The following is a 19,216-nucleotide window of genomic DNA, read 5'->3' on the forward strand; positions in this document are numbered from 1 at the left end:
CCGGGACGCGTGGCTTCACCGGTGGTGTTACGCACATGTGATACGCGCACAGCGAACGAGACCCTTCCTTGCCGGGTTTTGGCCTGCGCGGCTGCTTATATGGACCTACAGAACTATCTAAGGAGGCCGACCATGACAACAGCTGTTGCAGACCGCACGCTTACTGCTGCTGACCGGTGCGATCGTTGCGGAGCCCAGGCGTACGTCCGCGTTGTACTCGAGACCTCCGGTGGCGAGCTGCTTTTCTGCGGGCACCATGCACGCGCAGTGGAAGCGACTCTCCGTCCCAAGACCTCTGAATGGCACGACGAGACGTCCCGCCTGCACGAGAAGGAACCCGTTCCGGTCGACTAAACTGCAGGATCCCGGCCGCCGCAAGGCGGCCCACGCGGGATAAGCAAGACAAAACAGCTGTGGCCCCTCCTTCCGGAGGGGCCACGCCTGTGTTATCGCCGGGCGTCCCGGCCCGGCGGGTGTCCTAGTCCAGGTAGTCGCGCAGCACCTGGGAGCGCGACGGGTGGCGCAGCTTGGACATGGTCTTCGATTCGATCTGGCGGATGCGTTCGCGGGTCACACCGTAGACCTTGCCGATTTCGTCTAAAGTCTTCGGCTGGCCGTCGGTCAGGCCGAAGCGCATGGCGACAACGCCGGCTTCCCGCTCGGACAAGGTGTCCAGGACGGAGTGCAGTTGTTCCTGCAGCAGGGTGAAGCTCACCGCGTCTGCGGGGACGACCGCTTCAGAGTCCTCGATGAGGTCACCGAACTCGGAGTCACCGTCTTCACCCAGCGGGGTGTGCAGGGAGATCGGTTCGCGGCCGTACTTCTGGACCTCGACGACCTTTTCCGGGGTCATGTCGAGTTCCAGCGCGAGCTCTTCGGGCGTGGGTTCGCGGCCGAGGTCCTGGAGCATCTGGCGCTGGACACGGGCCAGCTTGTTGATGACTTCCACCATGTGGACCGGGATGCGGATGGTGCGTGCCTGGTCGGCCATGGCACGGGTGATGGCCTGGCGGATCCACCAGGTGGCGTAGGTGGAGAACTTGAAGCCCTTGGTGTAGTCGAACTTCTCGACGGCACGGATCAGGCCCAGGTTGCCTTCCTGGATGAGGTCGAGGAAGAGCATGCCGCGGCCGGTGTAGCGCTTGGCAAGCGACACGACGAGGCGCAGGTTGGCCTCGAGCAGGTGGTTCTTGGCGCGCTTGCCGTCGTGGATGATGAACTCGAGCTCGCGCTTGAGCTTGGGGTCCATCGAGCCGTCGTCGGCGTTGATCTTCTCTTCGGCGAACAGGCCGGCCTCGATGCGGAGCGCGAGGTCCACTTCCTGCTCGGCGTTCAGCAGTGCGACCTTGCCGATCTGCTTCAGGTAGTCCTTGACGGGGTCGGCGGTGGCGCCGGCGGACATGACCTGCTGGACCGGGGCGTCATCGTCGTCGGCGTCCGAGTAGACAAAGCCGGAGCCGGTGCCTGCGGGCTTCTTCTCGTCTTCTTCCACCTCCTCGCCGATCTCTGCTTCGGGAGCGGCGGGGTCGAAGTCCTCTTCTTCGACCTCTTCCTCGGAATCCTCGGATTCCTCGGAAGACTTGGCAGCTGCCTTGGCGCCGGGCTTGGGCCCGCGCTTCTTGGGGGCCGGCTTCTCTGCGTCTGAAGCCTTGCCAGCACGTGTTGCCGCACTCGTGGCAGTTGCAGCCGCCTTCGTTTCTTCGGCGGTCAGTTCGGCCTGGGCGGCGGGTTCCTTCTCGGCGGGAGACGGGGTCACAGAAAACCTTTCTAGCGGCGGTCTGTGGAATCACCATGGGGGCAACACCACTATGACCCTGTCAAGTCCGCGATCAACATCAAGTGCGACCGGCGGCTGCAGAGTCACTTAGTAAAACTGCCGACGTCACCGAAATGTTCCCGGTAAAGGGAACGCATCGGGCACTTGAAACACGGACCCAACCGGGTCTCGGCCTACATTGTCTCACGCTTTTCCCCGTCAGAGGTCGACTTTTCCAGTCAGAGGTCGAATTGCCGGCCTGTTGCGGCATTCAGGCCGCCGCCCCGCCAAAGCGGCGCCACGCAGACCCCTTGTTCCCTGCCCAGCCGCACAGCGTTCCGCGGTGTACGAGTTCGGCGAGCAGTGCGGCCAGCCGGTAGCCGGGCTGTTCCGCGTCCGCCAGGCGCAGCAGGGCGTCGGCCTGGGAGCCGCTCCCCCGGCACCATTGGATCCAGCCACGAAGGGTGAGTGCCGCGGCCCTGGCTTCCCCGCCACCGCGTGCGGCGAGGTCCTCAAGCAGCCGGTCCAGGGCATCGAGGCGCGTCCAGTCGGGGACGGCCGGGTGCAGGCCAAGCAGTACGTCCCCGTAGCGCAGCAGGTCTGCAGGGTCCTTGGATGTCCGCCGTTTCACCGGGGCGGGCCCTCCGCTGGACACGTGGGCTCCGCTGCCCGCGGATCCAGCCAATTCGACGGGCAGCTGCAGCTTCGGCAGGGCCTTGTCGCGGAAGAATCCGAAGGCTTCCGCACCGGCGCACGCTGTGTCCCGTCCGGCGGCGGCGGCCACCGCGACGGCGTCGCGCCAGGCCGGGATGCGAAGGCAGGCCCGCAGGAAGGCTGCAGGGGCGGTTGCTGGCACCGGCGACTGGCTGCCGCCATCCAGGACGCGGAACCAGGCATCAAGCATTGCCTCCAAGGACGCCCGGCACCTCCACACCTCTCCGATCCGTTCCAAAGCTGCCGTCTCTTCCGCTGCGAGGCCCGGCTCCTCCTGCCCGGAAAACGGTCCGGACGCGCCATCGCCGCCGGACCCGGCGCCGGCGGGCACGCTGCTTCCGCGGAACACCATTTCGGCATTGAGCCGGCTGTCGCGGATCAGTTCAACGGGATGCCCGGGCCACGGGCAGCATTCGGGGTCGTCGCAGAATGCACTGCGCCAGTGCCGGGGACCCACCAGCCACGCGTCCCGCAGGGCCAGCCCGCCGCCGTCGAGCATTTCGCCCACTGCCTGCAACAGCGGCCGGCACCGTTCGGCGACGGTACCGTCATCCCAGCCGGAGCCCGAATAGACAACCAGCAGGACGCCGTCGGCGGTCCGGTCCGCGGCGAGATATTCACCGACCTTTTCGGCAAAGACAGCGAGGCGCGGCGGCCCGGAGTCCGGCGGCAGGTCGACGCGGAGCGTCGCACCGAGCGTCTTCCCGTGCAGGGTCAGGGCAACCAGGCTTTCCTCGGGCCAGAGGCCGAGTGCATGGGGGACGTAGCCGAGAATGTCCTCGGGGCGGGAGGCGGTCATGCGTTCGTTTGCCATGGATCCAGCATCGGCAGCAGCCCCGGTTCGGGGCAGGGGCGGACCCGCGTATGTGGAAAGGCACGTAAAACGGGCCCTTGTGGAGGAGTGCTGCCACGCCCGCCGCCACGTGAACGGCGGGTAACGGTCATCACCGTCAGCCGACGGCGCTGTCCTGCTTTCCGTCCAGGTCCCCGCCACGCCGCCGGCGTTCCCGGTAGCGTTCGGCAATGACCTTCGGAAGCGGCCGGACGTGGACGCCCTGCTCCGCCATCTGACGGCGCACCTTGCGCCGCACCAGCACGATCAGCACCCCGCCGAGCAGCAAGAACACGAATTGCACACTTAAGGCGATCCGGAAGGGGTCCAGGCCGTAGAGCTCCCCTCCGGAGAATCCCGAGGCGTGGAGGAGGTCCAGGACGAGGCCCACGAGGTAAATCGTCAGGAGCGCGGCGACGAAGCCGCCCACGTTCACGATCCCGGTTGCCGTGCCGATCCGGTGGGAAGGGTTGAAGGTCCGGGCGAAGTCGAAACCGATCATTGAGCTCGGACCGCCCACAGCCAGCACCGCGGCGAGCAGGGCCAGCAGCCACAGCGGCGCCCTGCCGGGCCACGCCAGGACCGCGGCCCAGGTCAAGGCCGTCGCGGCGGAAATAAGCAGGACCATCGCCGAGCGGCGCATGGGGTGCTTGGCCACGAAGCCGCCGAAGAACGGCCCGGCGACCATGCCCACCAGCACATAGAGCCCCATGAGGGAGGACGCCACGGCGGCTCCGGTCCCTTGCGCCGAGACCAGGAAGGGATATCCCCAGGACATCGCAAACACCGTGCCGCAGAACTGCACCGTGAAGTGGCTCCACAGGCCCAGCCGGGTGCCCGGTTGGCGCCAGGCACGTGCCAGGCTGACGCCCGTGGCGCGCAGGCCCTGGCTGCCGTCGCGCGGCGGGTGGCCGGGCGGGGTGTCCCGCAGCATCGCAAGCACCAGCACGACGGCGAGCGCTGAGAAGGAGGCCAGCATCAGGTAGGCAGGGGTCCAGCCGGCGGAGTGCAGCACCAGCGCGAACGGCACCACACTGATCACCTGGCCCAGCTGGCCGCTCATCCCGGTCAGCTGGGTGACCAGGGGCGCCCGGCGCGGGGCGAACCAGAGGGGAATCAGCCTGATGACGGAAATGAAGGTCATGGCATCGCCGGCACCGACCAGAACCCGGCCGAAGACGCCCGAGCTGATGGAGTCGGCGAAGGCGAGCTCCAGCTGGCCCAGGCCCATGAGGACGGCGCCGCCGGCGATCATCACCCGCGAGCCGAAGCGGTCAACGAGGATCCCCACCGGAATCTGCAGGCAGGCGTACACCAGGAGTTGGAGCACGGTAAAGAACGAGACGGCGGCTGCTCCGGCGTGGAAGCGTTCGGTGGCCTCCAGGCCGGAGACGCCGAAGGAGGTGCGCTGCGCCACCGCTACGAGATAGGCGAGCACCCCGATCGACCAGATCAGCCAGGCGCGGGGTGCATTCACCGTTCGATTATCTCCAAAATGCGGCAGAAAGCAGATTTAAGAAAGTCGAAGATTCAAGAAAACTCAGGGCAGCACGTCCTTGCGGGCGAGGTAGGCCTCGACGGCGGCGCCGAGCTCGTCGGCGTCCGGCAGTTCGTCGTTTTCGTCCGCGAGCAGCGAGCGCCGGACCTGCCCTTCGGCCTTGTCGTCGTAGCGGCGCTCGAGATTGGCCACCACCTGCTTGACCTCCTCGGAAGCCTCGACCTGTTCGGCGATCTGGCGCCCGACCTCGCGCCCGGCTTCCCGGAGGCGGTCAGTGGGAAGCATGAGGGAGGTAGCTGCACCGAGGTATTCCAGCCCTGCAACCGCGGCCGGCGGGTATTCGGCGTCGGCCAGGTAATGCGGGACGTGGATGACGTATCCCGCGACCGCGTGACCGGCCTCGCTGAGCCGGTACTCGAGGACATGCCCGACGGCGGCGGGGACCTCGACGGTCGGCCTCCAGGTGGAGATGCCCTCCACGAGTTCGGGCCGGTTGCCGTGCACGGTGACGCCGAGGGGCCGGGTGTGCGGCACCGGCATCGGAATGGAGTGGATCCAGGTCACGAGCTTGACCTGCAGGGCTTCCACGATGCCCAGGACCGCCTGGGCGAACCGCTCCCACTGCAGGTCCGGCTCGAACCCCGCAAGCAGGAGGAAGGGCTGGCCGAGCCCGTCGCGCAGGCGGTACAGGGCCAGGACCGGGGCCTTGTAGTCCTCGAGGTGGTCCTTGACGAACGTGATGTGGGGCCGTCGGCTGCGGTAGTCGATGAGCTGGTCGGCGTCGAACACGGCCACCGCCTCGGCGTCGAGCGCGTCAAGCAGTTCAGCGTTGACCTGCTGAACCACGTGCCCGGCGTCCGCGAAACCGGTGAAGCCCACCAGCATGTTCAGGCCCTTCAGCTCCGGGCTGTGGAAGAGCCCGATGTTGCCTGCGTAGAGAGATTCAGGGTCAAGGAATGAGCCGGAGATACCTTCAAACACGGCGGGATCCTTTCGATCAATACAACTTCTTCCGGTACAACACCTGCGGCCGGCGGCGCATTCCTGCGGCGCGTGTGCCGCAGATCTCATCTGATTGCTTTCCGCCGCGCCGGAGCGGCTACGATCAAACTGCCGCAACGGCGGCTCCAGGCCCTGCCGGACCAGTCCAAGAGACGGTCCCGGGGGCGACCGGAACCGGGCGCCTGACATGCTGCCCGGCCAAGCCATGCAAAGAGAGATGAGGATAGATCCTCGTGGTGAAGACTACAGACATCACCCTTGGCATCATCGCCAAGGACCTGAAGAAGTCCCCCAGTGAAGCACTGGTGATCGGTGTTGCGCAGGGAGCCGACGGCCCCGTGCTGCTCGACAACCCCTTGAGCGCCAAGGCCGCCGAAGTCCTTGCCGGCTCCTTGGGCGTCCTGGGTGTCACCGGCGCCGCCGACCAGGTCCACCGGCTGCCTGGCCTTCCCGAGACCGGCTCCGCTGTCCTGGTGCTTGCCGGCACCGGCAAGCCTGACGGCAACGGGCGCGCTACGGGCGAGAGCCTGCGCCGTGCTGCCGGATCCGCGGTCCGCCAGCTTGCCGGACTCGGCAGCGTGACGCTCGCGTTCCCGACGGCGGATGCCGCCGACGTCGCGGCCGTCGCCGAAGGCGCGGCGCTCGGTTCCTATTCCTATACGGAGCACCGCTCCAGCCTTAACGGGCTGAAGGACCCGGTTCCCGCCGTCCTGATCCACACCGCCGTGGACGCCAAGGAAGCCCGGCCGTTGCTTGACCGCGCCGTGCTGCTGGGCCGTGCCGTCAACGCCACCCGCACCCTGGTCAACCAGCCGCCCAGCCACCTGTACCCGGAGTCCTTCGCCGACGCCGCCAAAGAACTCGCCAAGGGCCTGCCGGTCAAGGTGACGGTCTGGGACGAGAAACGCCTGGAGAAGGAAGGCTTCGGCGGCATCCTGGGCGTCGGCAAGGGCTCAACGCGCCAGCCCCGCCTGGTCAAGGTCGAATACGCCCCCGCGAAGGCCACCCGGAAGATCGCGCTGGTGGGCAAGGGCATCACCTTCGACACCGGCGGAATCTCGATCAAGCCCGCCCTCGGCATGGGCGACATGAAGAGCGACATGGCCGGCGCCGCCGTCGTCCTTAATACTGTGCTTGCGATCGCCGGCCTCGGCCTGCCGATCAAGGCGACGGCCTGGCTCTGCATCGCGGAGAACATGCCTTCGGGCGCCGCGCAGCGCCCCGCCGATGTCCTGACCGTCTACGGCGGCAAGACCGTGGAGGTGCTGAACACCGACGCCGAAGGCCGCCTGGTGATGGCCGACGGGCTGGTTGCCGCAAGCCTGGAACAACCGGACGCGATCATCGACGTCGCCACCCTCACGGGCGCCCAGTTGATAGCCCTCGGCAACCGCACCGCGGGGGTCATGGGGTCCGACGACGTCACCGGCGCCATCAAGTCCGCCGCCGACCGCGCCGGGGAACTGGTCTGGCCGATGCCGCTGCCGGAGGAACTGCGCCCCAGCCTGGATTCCCAGGTGGCCGACATCGCCAACATCGGCGAACGGCACGGCGGCATGATGACCGCGGCCGTCTTCCTCAAGGAGTTCGTCGGCAAGGACGCCCAGGGTGAACAGATTCCGTGGGCCCACATCGATATCGCCGGCCCGTCCTTCAACAACGGAAGCCCCTACGGCTACACCCCGAAGCAGGGTACGGGATGCACCGTCCGCACCCTCGTCGCCTACGCCGAAGACCTGCTCTCCCGGTCCGGGGCATAGCCCCCGTGGGGCCGGTCCATGACCGGCCCCACGGCCGAACGTGAGACTGGCCACAAGCACCACCCAAAACGGCTTCGGAGGGTGGAGCATGAATAGGTGGTTCGCTAAGGTGAACCACGGTAGTCACAAATGCAAGAGAACTTTTCGTGCTGGCATAATCGCGGCAGAACTTGTTCCAAGACCAGATGGCCCGTTATCTCGTGCCATCGTTCACGCGAGGGAGCGTCATAGTGGCCGATCAGGCAACTGCGCAAGAATTCGACATCCTGGTACTCGGTGGCGGCAGCGGCGGCTACGCCACGGCCCTGCGTGCCGTACAGCTTGGCTTCACCGTCGGCCTCGTTGAGAAGGCCAAGCTCGGCGGTACCTGCCTGCACAACGGCTGTATCCCCACCAAAGCCCTGCTGCACTCCGCCGAACTCGCCGACCACGCCCGCGATGCCGCCAAGTATGGCGTGAACGTCACCCTGGACAGCATCGACATCGACGCCGTCAACGCCTACAAGGACGGCATTGTCGCAGGCAAGTTCAAGGGCCTCCAGGGCCTCATCAAGTCCAAGGGCATCACCGTCATCGAGGGTGAAGGCAAGCTCCAGGGCACCGACACCGTCGTGGTGAACGGCACCGCCTACAAGGGCAAGAACATTGTCCTGGCCACCGGCTCCTACTCGCGCTCCCTCCCGGGACTGGAAATCGGCGGCCGCGTCATCACCTCCGACGAGGCGCTGACCCTGAACTACATCCCCAAGAGCGCCATCGTCCTCGGCGGCGGCGTGATCGGCGTCGAGTTCGCGTCCGTCTGGAAGTCCTTCGGCGTGGACGTCACAATCGTCGAGGGCCTGCCCTCCCTGGTGCCGAACGAAGACACCGCCATCGTCAAGACCCTTGAGCGCGCCTTCAAGAAGCGCGGCATCAAGTTCAGCACCGGCGTCTTCTTCCAGGGCGTGGAGCAGAACGAAGACGGCGTCAAGGTCACCCTCGTTGACGGCCAGACCTTCGAAGCGGAGCTGCTGCTCGTGGCCGTCGGCCGCGGCCCGGTCACCGCAAACCTCGGCTACGAAGAAGCCGGCGTCACCATCGACCGTGGCTTCGTGATCACCAACGAACGCCTGCACACCGGTGTCGGCAACATCTACGCCGTCGGCGACATCGTCCCGGGCGTCCAGCTCGCCCACCGCGGCTACCAGCAGGGCATCTTCGTCGCCGAGGAAATCGCCGGCCTGAACCCTGTGGTCGTCGAAGACATCAACATCCCCAAGGTGACCTTCTGCGAACCGGAAATCGCCACCGTCGGCTACACCGAAAAGGGTGCCAAGGAGAAGTTCGGCGAAGACCAGGTCCAGACCCAGGAATACAACCTGGCCGGCAACGGCAAGAGCTCCATCCTGGGCACCGGCGGCATCGTCAAGGTGGTCCGCCAGAAGGACGGCCCCGTCGTCGGCATCCACATGATCGGTTCCCGCATGGGTGAGCAGATCGGCGAAGCCCAGCTGATCGTGAACTGGGAGGCCTACCCGGAGGACGTGGCCCAGTTCATCCACGCCCACCCCACCCAGAACGAAACCCTCGGCGAAGCGAACCTGGCCCTCGCCGGCAAACCGCTCCACGGCTAGCAGCCACCAGGCAGCCGCCCTGCGCCGGCACGAACTGCCGGCGCAGGGCAACACAGGCAACACCCATCCGCACAAAAAACCAATAAGGAGAACGGGGACGACATGTCTGAATCCGTTAACTTGCCCGCCCTCGGTGAAAGCGTCACCGAAGGCACCGTCACCCGCTGGCTCAAGCAGGTCGGTGATCGCGTGGAAGTCGACGAGCCCTTGCTCGAGGTCTCCACCGACAAGGTAGACACCGAAATCCCTTCTCCGATCGCAGGCATCATCGAGGAAATCCTCGTCGCTGAGGACGAGACCGCAGAGGTCGGCGCTCCCCTGGTCCGTATCGGCAACGGCGCCGCTCCGGCCGCTGAAGCTCCTGCTGCCCCTGCTCCCGCAGCCGAGGAAGCCCCCGCCCCGGCCGCCGCGGAAGCTCCCGCCGCTGAAGAAGCCCCGGCCGCTGCCCCTGCCGCAGAAGCCCCCGCCGCTGAGGCCCCGGCCGCTGCCGAAGGCCACGAGGTCACCCTCCCGGCCCTGGGCGAAAGCGTCACCGAAGGTACCGTCACCCGCTGGCTCAAGGCCGTCGGCGACACCATCGAGGTGGACGAGCCGCTGCTCGAGGTCTCCACCGACAAGGTCGACACCGAAATCCCCTCCCCGGTTGCAGGCACCCTGCTGGAGATCCGCGTCAACGAAGACGAAACCGCAGAGGTCGGATCCGTCCTGGCCGTCGTCGGCTCCGGTGCACCCGCCGCCGCTGCCGCCCCGGCACCCGCCGCCGCTGCCGCCCCGGCTCCTGCTCCTGCTCCTGCTCCGGCAGCTCCCGCTCCGGCACCGGCAGCTCCCGCCCCGGCAGCCGCTCCGGCAGCCGCTCCGGCACCCGCCGCCGCTCCCGCCCCTTCCTCGGAATCCTCCTCCTACGTCACCCCTCTGGTGCGCAAGCTCGCGAACCAGAACGGTGTGGACATCGCCACGGTGACCGGCACCGGCGTCGGCGGCCGTATCCGCAAGCAGGATGTCCTCGCCGCCGCTGAAGCCAAGAAGGCCGCCGCTCCGGCTGCCGCCCCGGCCGCAGCAGCTGCTCCGAAGGCAGCCGCACCCGTCGTGGCTTCCTCGCTGCGCGGCACCGTGGAGAAGGCCCCGCGCATCCGCCAGGTCATTGCCCGCCGTATGCGCGAATCCCTGGAAGTATCCACCCAGCTGACGCAGGTGCACGAGGTCGACATGACCAAGATCGCCAAGCTGCGCCTCAAGGCCAAGAACTCCTTCCTGGCCGCGAACGGCGTCAAGCTGACCTTCCTGCCCTTCATCGCCAAGGCTGTTGCCGAGGCCCTCAAGCAGCACCCGAAGCTCAACGCTGCGTACGACGAAGACAAGCAGGAAATCACCTACCACAACGCCGAACACCTGGCGATCGCCGTCGACACCGACAAGGGCCTGCTGGTTCCGGTCATCTCCGACGCCGGCCAGCTGAACCTTGCCGGCCTTGCCAGCAAGATCGCCGACGTTGCCGGCCGCACCCGCGACGGCAAGATCGGCCCGGATGAACTGTCCGGCGGCACCTTCAGCATCACCAACATCGGTTCGGTGGGCGCCCTGTTCGACACCCCGATCATCAACCAGCCGCAGGTCGGCATCCTCGGCACCGGCGCGATCGTCAAGCGCGCCGTGGTGGTTTCGGATGAAAACGGTGACGACTCGATCGCCATCCGCTCCATGATGTACTTGTCGCTGACCTACGACCACCGCCTGGTGGACGGCGCCGACGCAGGACGCTTCCTGCAGACCCTCAAGGCCCGCCTCGAGGAAGGCGCCTTCGAAGCGGACCTGGGCCTCTAGGTCCGTCCGCGGCGACGTCCCGGATAACAGCGGGCCGGTTCCGGTGGGAAACCACCGAACCGGCCCGCTTTTCCATTCCCGATTCACGCCGTGGCTTTGCTACGGGACGTAGAAACGGCTCGCTAAGCTGTAGCCATGAGTATTCTCTTCAGCATTCTGGTCTTCCTGCACGTTGTCGGCGCGGCCATGATTGTGGGCTACTGGATCGCCACCATCAAGGAACCGACCGTCCACCCGCGCCAGCGCGACGGTGCGTTCCTCCAGTTGCTCACCGGCATCGCCATGATGGGGCTCATCCCCTTCATGCCGGACATGCACGCCAACTACTTCAAGCTGGGCATCAAGTTCGCCATCGCCATTGCCGTGGCGGTCCTGGCCGTCATCGGCTCGCGCAAGGTCAAGAAGGGCGAACCCGTCTCCACCGGGCTCGCCCACGGCGTGGGCGGTCTGGCCCTGATCAACATCGCCATCGCGACCATCTGGCAGTGATTCCCTGAGACTGTTCCATTGGGTTCTCCATGGCGCACGGTCCAAGGAGCGGGGGTCACATTCCTCCCGCAGCGGACAGCCCGTGCGGCACGGCCTGGGAATCCATAGGATTGAGCCTGGTGGCATCCGGCGAATGCCGGGTGCCGAATCGCGACGACGCCAAGGAGTGGACATGGCAACTACACGCACCGCACATACCGTTTGGAACGGCAGCCTGATCGAAGGCTCCGGCAACACCACCCTGGACAGCTCCGGCCTGGGCAACTTCGATGTCACCTGGAAGGCCCGCGCCGAGTCCGCGGAGGGCAAGACCAGCCCCGAAGAGTTGATCGCCGCCGCGCACTCCGCCTGCTTCTCCATGGCCTTCAGCCACGCTGCAGCCGGCGCCGGCCACACTCCCGAAGAGGTCAACACCAAGGCCGATGTCACCTTCCAGCCGGGCGAAGGCATCACCGGGATCCACCTGACCCTGGTGGCGAAGATCTCCGGCATCTCCGAAGAGGAATTCCGGGTGCTGGCCGAGGACGCGAAGGTCAACTGCCCCGTGTCGGCGGCCCTGAAGGCCACCCCGATCACCCTGGACGCCACGCTCGCTGCCTAAGGCAGGAGCCGCTGAGCACTGAGGCCCTGGCCCCTCCGGAAGGAGGGCCAGGGCCTCAGTCGTCCGCAGACCTTTTACGGCCGCGGCGGCAGCGGTTCCGGACGGAGCGTGCGGTAGCCCTCACGCAGCGGCGGCCGGTCCGTGGGCAGCTCCTGGATCATCTCCTTGAGCGCACCGATACCGTATTCCAGCTGCGGGTCGATGCCGGCGGCGTAGGCGTGCGGCGGGAAGAGTACCTCGATGTCCGGTTCGACGCCGAAGTTCTCCACGCCCCAGGCGACGCCGTCGCCGAACCAGGTGGCGTAGCGCGGCTGGGTGACCCCGGTACCGTCAGCCAGCGTGAAGCGGTTGTCGATGCCGACCACCCCGCCCCACGTCCTGGTGCCGATCACCGGGCCGATCCCCCGCAGCTTCGAGACCTGGGTGATGATGTCGCCGTCGGAACCTGCGAACTCATCGGCGAGGATCACCACCGGGCCACGGGGCGCGTGGTGCGGATACGTCCGGGGCCGTTCGCCGCGTGGCATGCTCCAGCCGGTCACCTTGCGGCCGATCAGCTCCGCCACCAGCTGGGAGGTGTGGCCTCCGCGGTTCCGGCGCACGTCCACGATCAGGCCGTCCAGCGCGGTCTCGGTGTCCAAGTCCCGGTGCAGCTGGGCCCAGCCATTGGCCATCATGTCCGGCACGTGCAGGTAGCCGAAGGTGCCGTTGGATGCTTCGCGGACCGTGCGGCGGTTGCCGTGCACCCATTCCTGGTAGCGGAGCCGCTCCTCATCCTTGAGCGGGACGACGGCGATCCGCCGCTGCTGGCCGGCCGCGGCGCCGTGGCCCGGGCCGTTACGCAGCGTCAGTTCCACTGCCCGCCCGGCGGCGCCGAGCAGCTGCTTCGCCGGGGTTACCCCGGCAGAAAGCGCGACGCCGTCGATCGCCAGGAGGATGTCACCCTCCTTCGCGTCGGCACCGGGGCGCTTCAGCGGCGGGTTGGCCAGCGGGTCGGAGGAGTCGCCGGACAGGATCCGGATGATCTCCCAGCCGCCCTCCCGGTACTCGAAGTCGGCGCCGAGCCGGCCCTGGCCGTTGCTGCCGGGCTCACTCACGGCAGCCGGACGCACGTAAGCGTGCGAGGTGCCCAGTTCGCCGTGCAGTTCCCATAGCAGGTCCACGAGGTCGTCGTGCGAGCCGAGCCGCTCCACCAGCGGACGGTAGCGCCTGCGCACGGCGTCCCAATCCTGACCGGCCATGTCCTCGGTCCAGAAGAAGTCACGCTGCAAACGCCACGCCTCGTCGAAGGCCTGGCCCCAGACCGCCAGCGGTTCCAGGAGGACGCGGATCCGCTGCAGGTCGACCTTCACCAGCTCGCCGGATTCCTCATCGGCCTTGGCCGTGGCGGGTGCCGCGCTGAGCTGCTTCTCGTGGACAAAGACGATCCTCTTGCCGTCCGCGGACAGCCGGTAGCGCGTCAGGGCCGGCACCAGCGTGCTCTGCTTCTGCTTGCCCAGCTCGTAGCGGACCAGCGACGGTGCGGGTGCCTTGTCCTGCAGGCTGCCCCGCCCATCCCCGGTGACGCCGGATAGCGGTGTGTCGAGCCACAGGAGGGCCCCGTCGGCAGCTGAGAGCACGGAGTAGTTGCCCTGCGGGACAGGCACGCCGATCACGCGGAACGGCAGGCCGTCGACGTCGACCCGCACCTCGGGCACAGCCGTGCCGGATGCGGCCGGTTCCGCGTCCGTCTCCAAGGACTCAACGGCGGGCCCGAAAGGCGACGGCGTGTCCGCGGCGAGGGCCAGCAGGTATGGCTTGATCGGGCTCGGAAAGGAAAGATCGAAGGCGTGTCCGTCGTAGACGGGGTCGAAGCTGCGGTTGGACAGGAAGGCGAGGAACTTGCCATCCGGGGTGAATACCGGCGATTCGTCGCAGAAGCGTCCGTCAGTGATGTCGATGATGCCGCTGCTGCCGTCCACCTTGGTCATGCGGAGCTTGCTGCGCGAGCCGAAGGACGTGACCGGTTCGGACCAGGCAAGCCACTGCGAATCCGGTGACCACGCGAGGGCGTCGATGCTGCCGTCCCCGATCGTCACCAGGGGTTCCAGGGTGCCGTCGCGCGTGTCGGCCAGGAAAACGTCGCCGAAAGCGGTGCCGACGGCGAGCCAGCGGCCGTCCGGGCTTGCCTCGAGCGCGCCGGGACGTGCCGGGCGCGGGAAGTCGATGCGGCGGACCGGTTCGGCCGCCTCCGTAACCGTCTCCGCGGCTGAGGTTCCGCCGTCGGCGCTGTCCGGGTGCTGCCCGGCGTCCCCGGGCTGAACGGCTGCACCTCCAGGCACCGTCGCACTACCGGCCTCGGTGTTCCCGGTACTGCTGTTCCCGGTAACGGCTGCCGCCGACACGGGCCGCGGCAGGGCATCGGGCAGCGGCGCCACCGGCTGCGTGGAAGGGGCGGCGCCGGCGGTTTCCGGCCGGGAGCCCGCCTGCACGGAAAGAGGAGCCGCTATGTCCTTGATGTAGATGGCCTCGACGCCGCCGTGGTCCGCCACGTAGGCGATCCTTCCGCCGGCCAGTGGGCGGGGCAGCCGGGCACGCACACCGGGCGTGGCTTCGATGACCCGGGACGGGCCGTCCTTGTGACGGAGCCAGTGGATGGTGCCATGGCTTTCCACGGCACTGGCGGTGCCGGCCTCGTTGGGGAAGACCTCGCCGAGGTGCGCGCCGACCTTCAGCGGGGCCGGGCGGCGGTTCTGCGAGGCCGAACCCAGGGTGATGTCCAGCTTCACCGCCGTTGCGTCCTCCGACAGCCCGGGCAGCACCCACAGCTCACCGGCAGACTCGAACACCACGCGCGTGCCGTCCGTCGCGGCGTGGCGCACGTAGAAGTCCTCGTGGTCGGTGTGCCGGCGCAGTCCGCTGCCATCCGGAAGCACCGAGTACAGGTTGCCGTGCCCCTCGTGGTCCGAGAGGAAGGCGATGCGCCCGTCGATCCACAGCGGGTCGGTGAGGTTGCCGTCGAGTTCGGGCACCAGCCGTTCGAACTCGCCGTTGCCGTCGCGGTCAATCCACAGCTTCCCCGCGGTTCCGCCCCGGTACCGCTTCCACCAGGCAGGCTCCCGGGACAGCACGGTGGCCAGGACCACGGGCCGCTCGTCCCCCACTTCGGGTCCGAAGGCCACCGATTCCACCGGCCCGTACGGGAGCTCGACGGCGGAGCCGCCGTCCAGCGGCAGCGCGTAGGAATAGCTGTGGCGGCTTTCGGACTGCCGGTACGAGCTGGTGACCAGCACCTCTCCCGCCGGGGTGAACCCCCGGACCCGGGTGCTGCTGTGGCCGAAGTAACTCAGCTGGCGGTAGTTCCCGCCGTCGACGTCGGCCGTGACCACCTCAGGTGCGGTGCCGACGACCGTGGTCCAGACAAGCCGTTTTCCATCCGGCGAGAAGCGGGGGCTGCGGGAAGGCAACTGCTGGGCCGAAACCCGCCAGGCGCGTCCGCCGGCGAGCGGAGCGATCCAGACGTCGTCCTCGGCCACGAAGGTGACCAGATCGCCGTGCAGATGCGGAAAACGGAAGTAACTCGAGGAGGTCATTGTTCGATCATAGTCAAACGGCCATGGCGCTTCCGGACGCCGTCATTGCCGCCTGAAAACCGTGTGCCGTGGTGTGATGAAGACATGCGAATCGTCATCTCCGGAGCATCGGGCTTGATCGGGACCACGCTGGCGGAAAGCCTTCGCAGCAAGGGCCATGAGGTGGTCCGGCTGGTCCGGCGGCCGGCAGCCGCTGCCGACGAACGGTCCTGGGATCCGGCGGCCCGGGTCCTGGACGCCAAGGTCCTCGACGGCGCGGGCGCCGTGATCAACCTTTCGGGCGCGGGCATCGGCGATCGGCGCTGGACCAAAGCCCGGCTGCGGGAGTTGTCGGCGTCGCGCCTGCAGTCCACGGAGACCCTGACGTTGGCCATGTCCCGGGTGGACGTTCCGCCGCAGGTGTTCCTGAGCCAGTCCGCTTCCGGGTACTACGGCTCGCGCCCCGGTGTGCTCCGGGAGGATGCCGGCCCCGGTTCAGGCGTGCTGTCCAGGCTGTGCATCGAGTGGGAAGCCGCCGCACATACGGCGCCGCCGGGCGTCAGGGTTGTCACGCCCCGGACCGGAATAGTCCTCAGCCCGAAAGGAGGGGCCCTCGGTCCATTGCTCCCGCTGCTGAAGCTTGGCCTGGGCGGCCCCCTCGGCAACGGGCGGCAGTTCTGGCCGTGGATCACGCTGCCCGATGAGGTTGCCGCCCTTGAGTTCCTGCTCGGATCCGCGCTCGAAGGACCGGTGAATGTCTGCGCGCCGGAAAGCGCGGACGTCAACGCCTTGGTGGCCGCCCTGGGCCGGGCCGTCCACAGGCCCGCATTTTTCAGGGTTCCCGCCCCGGCGTTGCGCTTGGCGCTCGGCCGGCTGGCGGATGAACTGGTCCTCGCGAGCCAGCGGATGGAACCGGCCCGCCTGCTGGACGCCGGTTTCGACTGGCAGCACCCGGCCCTCTCCGACGCCGCGGCATGGCTGGCGGCCGAGCTCCGCTGATTCCGGCCCTGCAGCCCGTGCCCGCGCAGCGCGGGGTGCGCGGGCCGTGGCGCAGGAGTCCCTTCAGGTGCGTCCGGCGAGGATGTCCGCAATCCGCCACCCGCCGTCGGCCTTAGACAGCAGCAGCCGCAGTTTCTGCGGCGCCGCGGCCGCCCGGGTGCGGAGCAGCTTCCCTGACGCGTCGCGCTCCTCGAACCCGGAGGTCTCGACGACGGCAGTAACGGCTGCTTCGCCGTCGCGGGGAGGACTGGACACCCGGATGTCCTTCAGGACAGTGGTGAACCCCGCAAGGACGACGCCCGCCTTTTCCATTTGATCCCGGATCTTCGCGTCGGCGGCAGCCGCTGGAGAACTCCGGGCGTTGACCTCGGCGAGAAGTTCGAGCTTTCCAGTGCGCAGGGCGGAGTCGCGGAGGGCAGACAGGCCCTTGATGGCTTCTTCGGGCCGCTCTGAACGCAATTGCGCGCGGACCGTTTCACTGATGCCTTCATCTGTGCCGCCCGGCTGGGTACCGGCCGCGGAACCGGTGGCAGTTCCGGCGGACGTCCCGGGGTCGGTCCCGGGCTCCCGGACACCCACGGGCCCCGACGTGCCGGCGCTCTGGGCTTCCGTGCCGGTCACCGGGGGCGCTGCCGACCACCAGATTCCGCCCGCCACCAGGAGCACCGCGGTCAGGGCGCCGAGAACCCCACCCCGGATCCTCCGCGAGTTCATCGCCGAGGGCCGCTGCCCGGCCCCTGCTGCGGAGGCCCTGCCCGGAAGCCTGGGCGCAAACCGGCCAAGCCTGCCCGTCAGGCGCTGGGCGCGCGCACCCTTGCGCGCCGTGCCCGGTGCAGGGCGGCGCCGGGTCAACAGTTCCGGAACAACGCTGCTGTCCACTGCGTCGGAGAGATCCACCGGTACCGCCGCTGCGCTCCGGTAGACGGCAGCGCCGAAGGCCATCGCCGGCGGCCGGGCAGCAACGTCTTCCTGGAGCCCGGCCTCAATAGCGGCGGCCAAAGCCGGAGGCACCTCGGGTACGAGCAGGGTGAGCGGCGGGCGCCTCGATGCACTCCCGGGAGGCGTCCCGGTGAGGCAGTACCAGGTAAGGGCAGCCAGGGAAAAGCAGTCCCGCTCGGGGCGGAGCACACCCGACGCGCCACCCGCAGCCGGGTCGCTGAATCCGGGTGTCCCTTCGACCGGTGCCGCCCCGGGATCCCCGAGCATCCGCGCGGTCCCGAGGTCTGCCAGCAGCGGCTTGCCGTGCGCGGTGAACAGCACGTTTCCCGGAGACACGTCGGAGTGCACCACGCCTTCCTGGTGAAGGAACGCCAGGAGGCGTGCCAGGGGCGTGATGACCGTGACCGTCTCGCCCACGCTGAGCCTTTTCCGCGTACTGACAAGCCGTCCCAAGGAACCACCGGCGGCGTAGTCCATCACCAACCCGGGCAGGCCCTCGAAGCCACCTCCGAGCCGCACCACCTCGTGCAGCGCCAGCAGGTGTTCGTGCTGCAGGCGGGAAAGGATCCTGACCTCCCGCTGCAGTCCGGCCATGGACTGCGGGTCAGACAGCCCGTCCGCGCCGATGAAGCATTTGACGGCCACTTGGCGGCCATCGCCCGTGGCCGTGGCAAGCCACACGGATGCGCTGGCGCCGCGGCCCAGCTCACGGACCGCCTCGTGGCCGGGAATCAGCGGAGCATCGGGAATTTCCATGCTTCAAGAATTACCTGAAACCCGGAAACCCCGCAGAAGTTATCCACAGGCAGCCAAATCACCGGTGATGACTGAGAGCTTGGCCACAAAATCATGGCCTGGCACGCGCGGGGTCTAAGCTTGAACGCATGACTCTTGAGTTCTCACAACTGGGTCTTGCCCCCGATTTCGTTGATTACATGCACGGCTGGGACGTGCAGCGCGAAATCCACAACAAAGTTGTTGCCGGCGAGGGACCCAATACCGTCTTGCTCCTGGAGCACGCCGCCGTCTACACGGCAGGCAAGCTGACGGAAGACCACGAGCGTCCCTTCGACGGAACCCCCGTGGTTCCCGTCGACCGCGGCGGCAAACTCACCTGGCACGGTCCTGGCCAGTTGATCGCGTATCCGATCATCAAACTGAAGAACCGTGCCGGCATCCGCGACTACGTTGAACGCTTGGAAGCCACCATGATCGCCGTGATGGCGGACTACGGCATCAAGGCCGAACGCATCAAGGGCCGCGCCGGGGTCTGGATCAAGGCCGACGACAAGGGCCCGGACCGGAAGATCGCCGCGATCGGCATCCGGGTCCTCGACGGCGTGACCATGCACGGCGTCGCCATCAACTGCAGCAATGACCTCGCACCCTATGCGCAGATCATCGCCTGCGGCATCACAGACGCCGGGGTCACCACCATGTCCCTGGAGACGGGCCGCACCATCAACCCGGCGGACATCGTCGACCGCTTCGTCGAAGAATTCCGCAAGCACGAAGAAGCACTCGTCCTCAGCCCCGAAGGAGCTATCCAGTGACCCTGGCACCTGAAGGCCGTAAGTTGCTGCGTGTTGAGCAGCGCAACAAAGCGGTTCCGGTCGAACGCAAGCCCGAGTGGATCAAGGC

The 19,216-nt window shown here is 67.7% G+C and carries 14 protein-coding genes; 8 read left to right on the forward strand and 6 right to left on the reverse strand.

Features of this window, described 5'->3' with window-relative positions; genetic code table 11:
* Nucleotides 1–132: 132 nt before the first annotated feature.
* A complete protein-coding gene (locus tag DWV11_RS16210) occupies nucleotides 133–354 on the forward strand; it encodes a DUF7455 domain-containing protein (protein WP_115789953.1) in 222 nt (73 codons plus the stop codon).
* Between the two features lie 124 nt (nucleotides 355–478).
* On the opposite strand, the gene DWV11_RS16215 is transcribed toward DWV11_RS16210, so the two are convergent.
* From DWV11_RS16215 to DWV11_RS16230, 4 genes are all read right to left on the reverse strand, one after another.
* Entirely contained in the window at nucleotides 479–1,756 is a 1,278-nt protein-coding gene (locus DWV11_RS16215) for an RNA polymerase sigma factor (protein WP_115789954.1), read from the reverse strand.
* 271 nt (nucleotides 1,757–2,027) lie between these two features.
* The gene (locus DWV11_RS16220; RefSeq protein WP_115789955.1) at nucleotides 2,028–3,284 is read right to left on the reverse strand and encodes a DUF4192 domain-containing protein; all 1,257 of its coding nucleotides are present in this window, start codon (nucleotides 3,282–3,284) and stop codon (nucleotides 2,028–2,030) included.
* 136 nt (nucleotides 3,285–3,420) lie between these two features.
* A complete protein-coding gene (locus DWV11_RS16225; RefSeq protein ID WP_115789956.1) occupies nucleotides 3,421–4,779 on the reverse strand; it encodes an MFS transporter in 1,359 nt (452 codons plus the stop codon).
* Between the two features lie 63 nt (nucleotides 4,780–4,842).
* Entirely contained in the window at nucleotides 4,843–5,781 is a 939-nt protein-coding gene (locus DWV11_RS16230) for a proteasome assembly chaperone family protein (RefSeq protein WP_115789957.1), read from the reverse strand.
* Between the two features lie 254 nt (nucleotides 5,782–6,035).
* Here DWV11_RS16230 and DWV11_RS16235 point away from each other — a divergent pair, with 254 nt between their 5' ends.
* The 5 genes from DWV11_RS16235 to DWV11_RS16255 all read left to right on the forward strand — a co-directional run bounded on the left by DWV11_RS16235 (nucleotide 6,036) and on the right by DWV11_RS16255 (nucleotide 12,086).
* Nucleotides 6,036–7,562 (forward strand): leucyl aminopeptidase, encoded by a 1,527-nt coding sequence (locus DWV11_RS16235; protein WP_115789958.1) that lies wholly within the window; start codon nucleotides 6,036–6,038, stop codon nucleotides 7,560–7,562.
* Between the two features lie 230 nt (nucleotides 7,563–7,792).
* Nucleotides 7,793–9,175, forward strand: coding sequence for a dihydrolipoyl dehydrogenase (lpdA, locus tag DWV11_RS16240; protein ID WP_115789959.1), 1,383 nt, complete (start codon nucleotides 7,793–7,795; stop codon nucleotides 9,173–9,175).
* Nucleotides 9,176–9,277: 102 nt separating this feature from the next.
* Nucleotides 9,278–10,996, forward strand: coding sequence for a 2-oxoglutarate dehydrogenase, E2 component, dihydrolipoamide succinyltransferase (sucB, locus tag DWV11_RS16245; RefSeq protein WP_115789960.1), 1,719 nt, complete (start codon nucleotides 9,278–9,280; stop codon nucleotides 10,994–10,996).
* Nucleotides 10,997–11,131: 135 nt separating this feature from the next.
* Complete coding sequence (locus DWV11_RS16250; RefSeq protein ID WP_115789961.1) at nucleotides 11,132–11,485, forward strand: hypothetical protein; 354 nt, start codon at nucleotides 11,132–11,134, stop codon at nucleotides 11,483–11,485.
* Between the two features lie 172 nt (nucleotides 11,486–11,657).
* Nucleotides 11,658–12,086 (forward strand): OsmC family protein, encoded by a 429-nt coding sequence (locus DWV11_RS16255; protein WP_115789962.1) that lies wholly within the window; start codon nucleotides 11,658–11,660, stop codon nucleotides 12,084–12,086.
* Between the two features lie 74 nt (nucleotides 12,087–12,160).
* Here DWV11_RS16255 and DWV11_RS16260 read toward each other — a convergent pair whose 3' ends face one another.
* Nucleotides 12,161–15,658 carry a S41 family peptidase gene (locus DWV11_RS16260; RefSeq protein ID WP_115789963.1) on the reverse strand — a complete coding sequence of 1,166 codons (3,498 nt, stop codon included), beginning with the start codon at nucleotides 15,656–15,658 and terminating at the stop codon, nucleotides 12,161–12,163.
* A gap of 84 nt (nucleotides 15,659–15,742) precedes the next feature.
* On the opposite strand from DWV11_RS16260, the gene DWV11_RS16265 reads away from it, so the two are divergent.
* Nucleotides 15,743–16,636, forward strand: coding sequence for a TIGR01777 family oxidoreductase (locus DWV11_RS16265; protein WP_115789964.1), 894 nt, complete (start codon nucleotides 15,743–15,745; stop codon nucleotides 16,634–16,636).
* A gap of 63 nt (nucleotides 16,637–16,699) precedes the next feature.
* Here the strand turns inward: DWV11_RS16265 and DWV11_RS16270 are convergent, their stop codons facing one another.
* Nucleotides 16,700–18,331, reverse strand: coding sequence for a serine/threonine-protein kinase (locus DWV11_RS16270; RefSeq protein WP_115789965.1), 1,632 nt, complete (start codon nucleotides 18,329–18,331; stop codon nucleotides 16,700–16,702).
* A 98-nt stretch (nucleotides 18,332–18,429) separates the two neighbouring features.
* On the opposite strand from DWV11_RS16270, the gene lipB reads away from it, so the two are divergent.
* A complete protein-coding gene (gene lipB, locus DWV11_RS16275; RefSeq protein WP_281269629.1) occupies nucleotides 18,430–19,128 on the forward strand; it encodes a lipoyl(octanoyl) transferase LipB in 699 nt (232 codons plus the stop codon).
* Nucleotides 19,129–19,216 lie beyond the last annotated feature (88 nt).

The organism is Arthrobacter silvisoli, from assembly GCF_003369445.1.
In the GTDB taxonomy this organism is placed as follows: domain Bacteria; phylum Actinomycetota; class Actinomycetes; order Actinomycetales; family Micrococcaceae; genus Arthrobacter; species Arthrobacter silvisoli.

Bases quoted from the DNA above. Each gene is read 5' to 3' on its own strand.
- DWV11_RS16210 (WP_115789953.1), top strand. From the start codon at position 133: ATGACAACAGCTGTTGCAGACCGCACGCTTACTGCTGCTGACCGGTGC.
- DWV11_RS16220 (WP_115789955.1), bottom strand. From the start codon at position 3,284: ATGGCAAACGAACGCATGACCGCCTCCCGCCCCGAGGACATTCTCGGC.
- sucB (WP_115789960.1), top strand. From the start codon at position 9,278: ATGTCTGAATCCGTTAACTTGCCCGCCCTCGGTGAAAGCGTCACCGAA.
- DWV11_RS16250 (WP_115789961.1), top strand. From the start codon at position 11,132: ATGAGTATTCTCTTCAGCATTCTGGTCTTCCTGCACGTTGTCGGCGCG.
- DWV11_RS16255 (WP_115789962.1), top strand. From the start codon at position 11,658: ATGGCAACTACACGCACCGCACATACCGTTTGGAACGGCAGCCTGATC.
- DWV11_RS16260 (WP_115789963.1), bottom strand. From the start codon at position 15,658: ATGACCTCCTCGAGTTACTTCCGTTTTCCGCATCTGCACGGCGATCTG.
- DWV11_RS16265 (WP_115789964.1), top strand. From the start codon at position 15,743: ATGCGAATCGTCATCTCCGGAGCATCGGGCTTGATCGGGACCACGCTG.
- DWV11_RS16270 (WP_115789965.1), bottom strand. From the start codon at position 18,331: ATGGAAATTCCCGATGCTCCGCTGATTCCCGGCCACGAGGCGGTCCGT.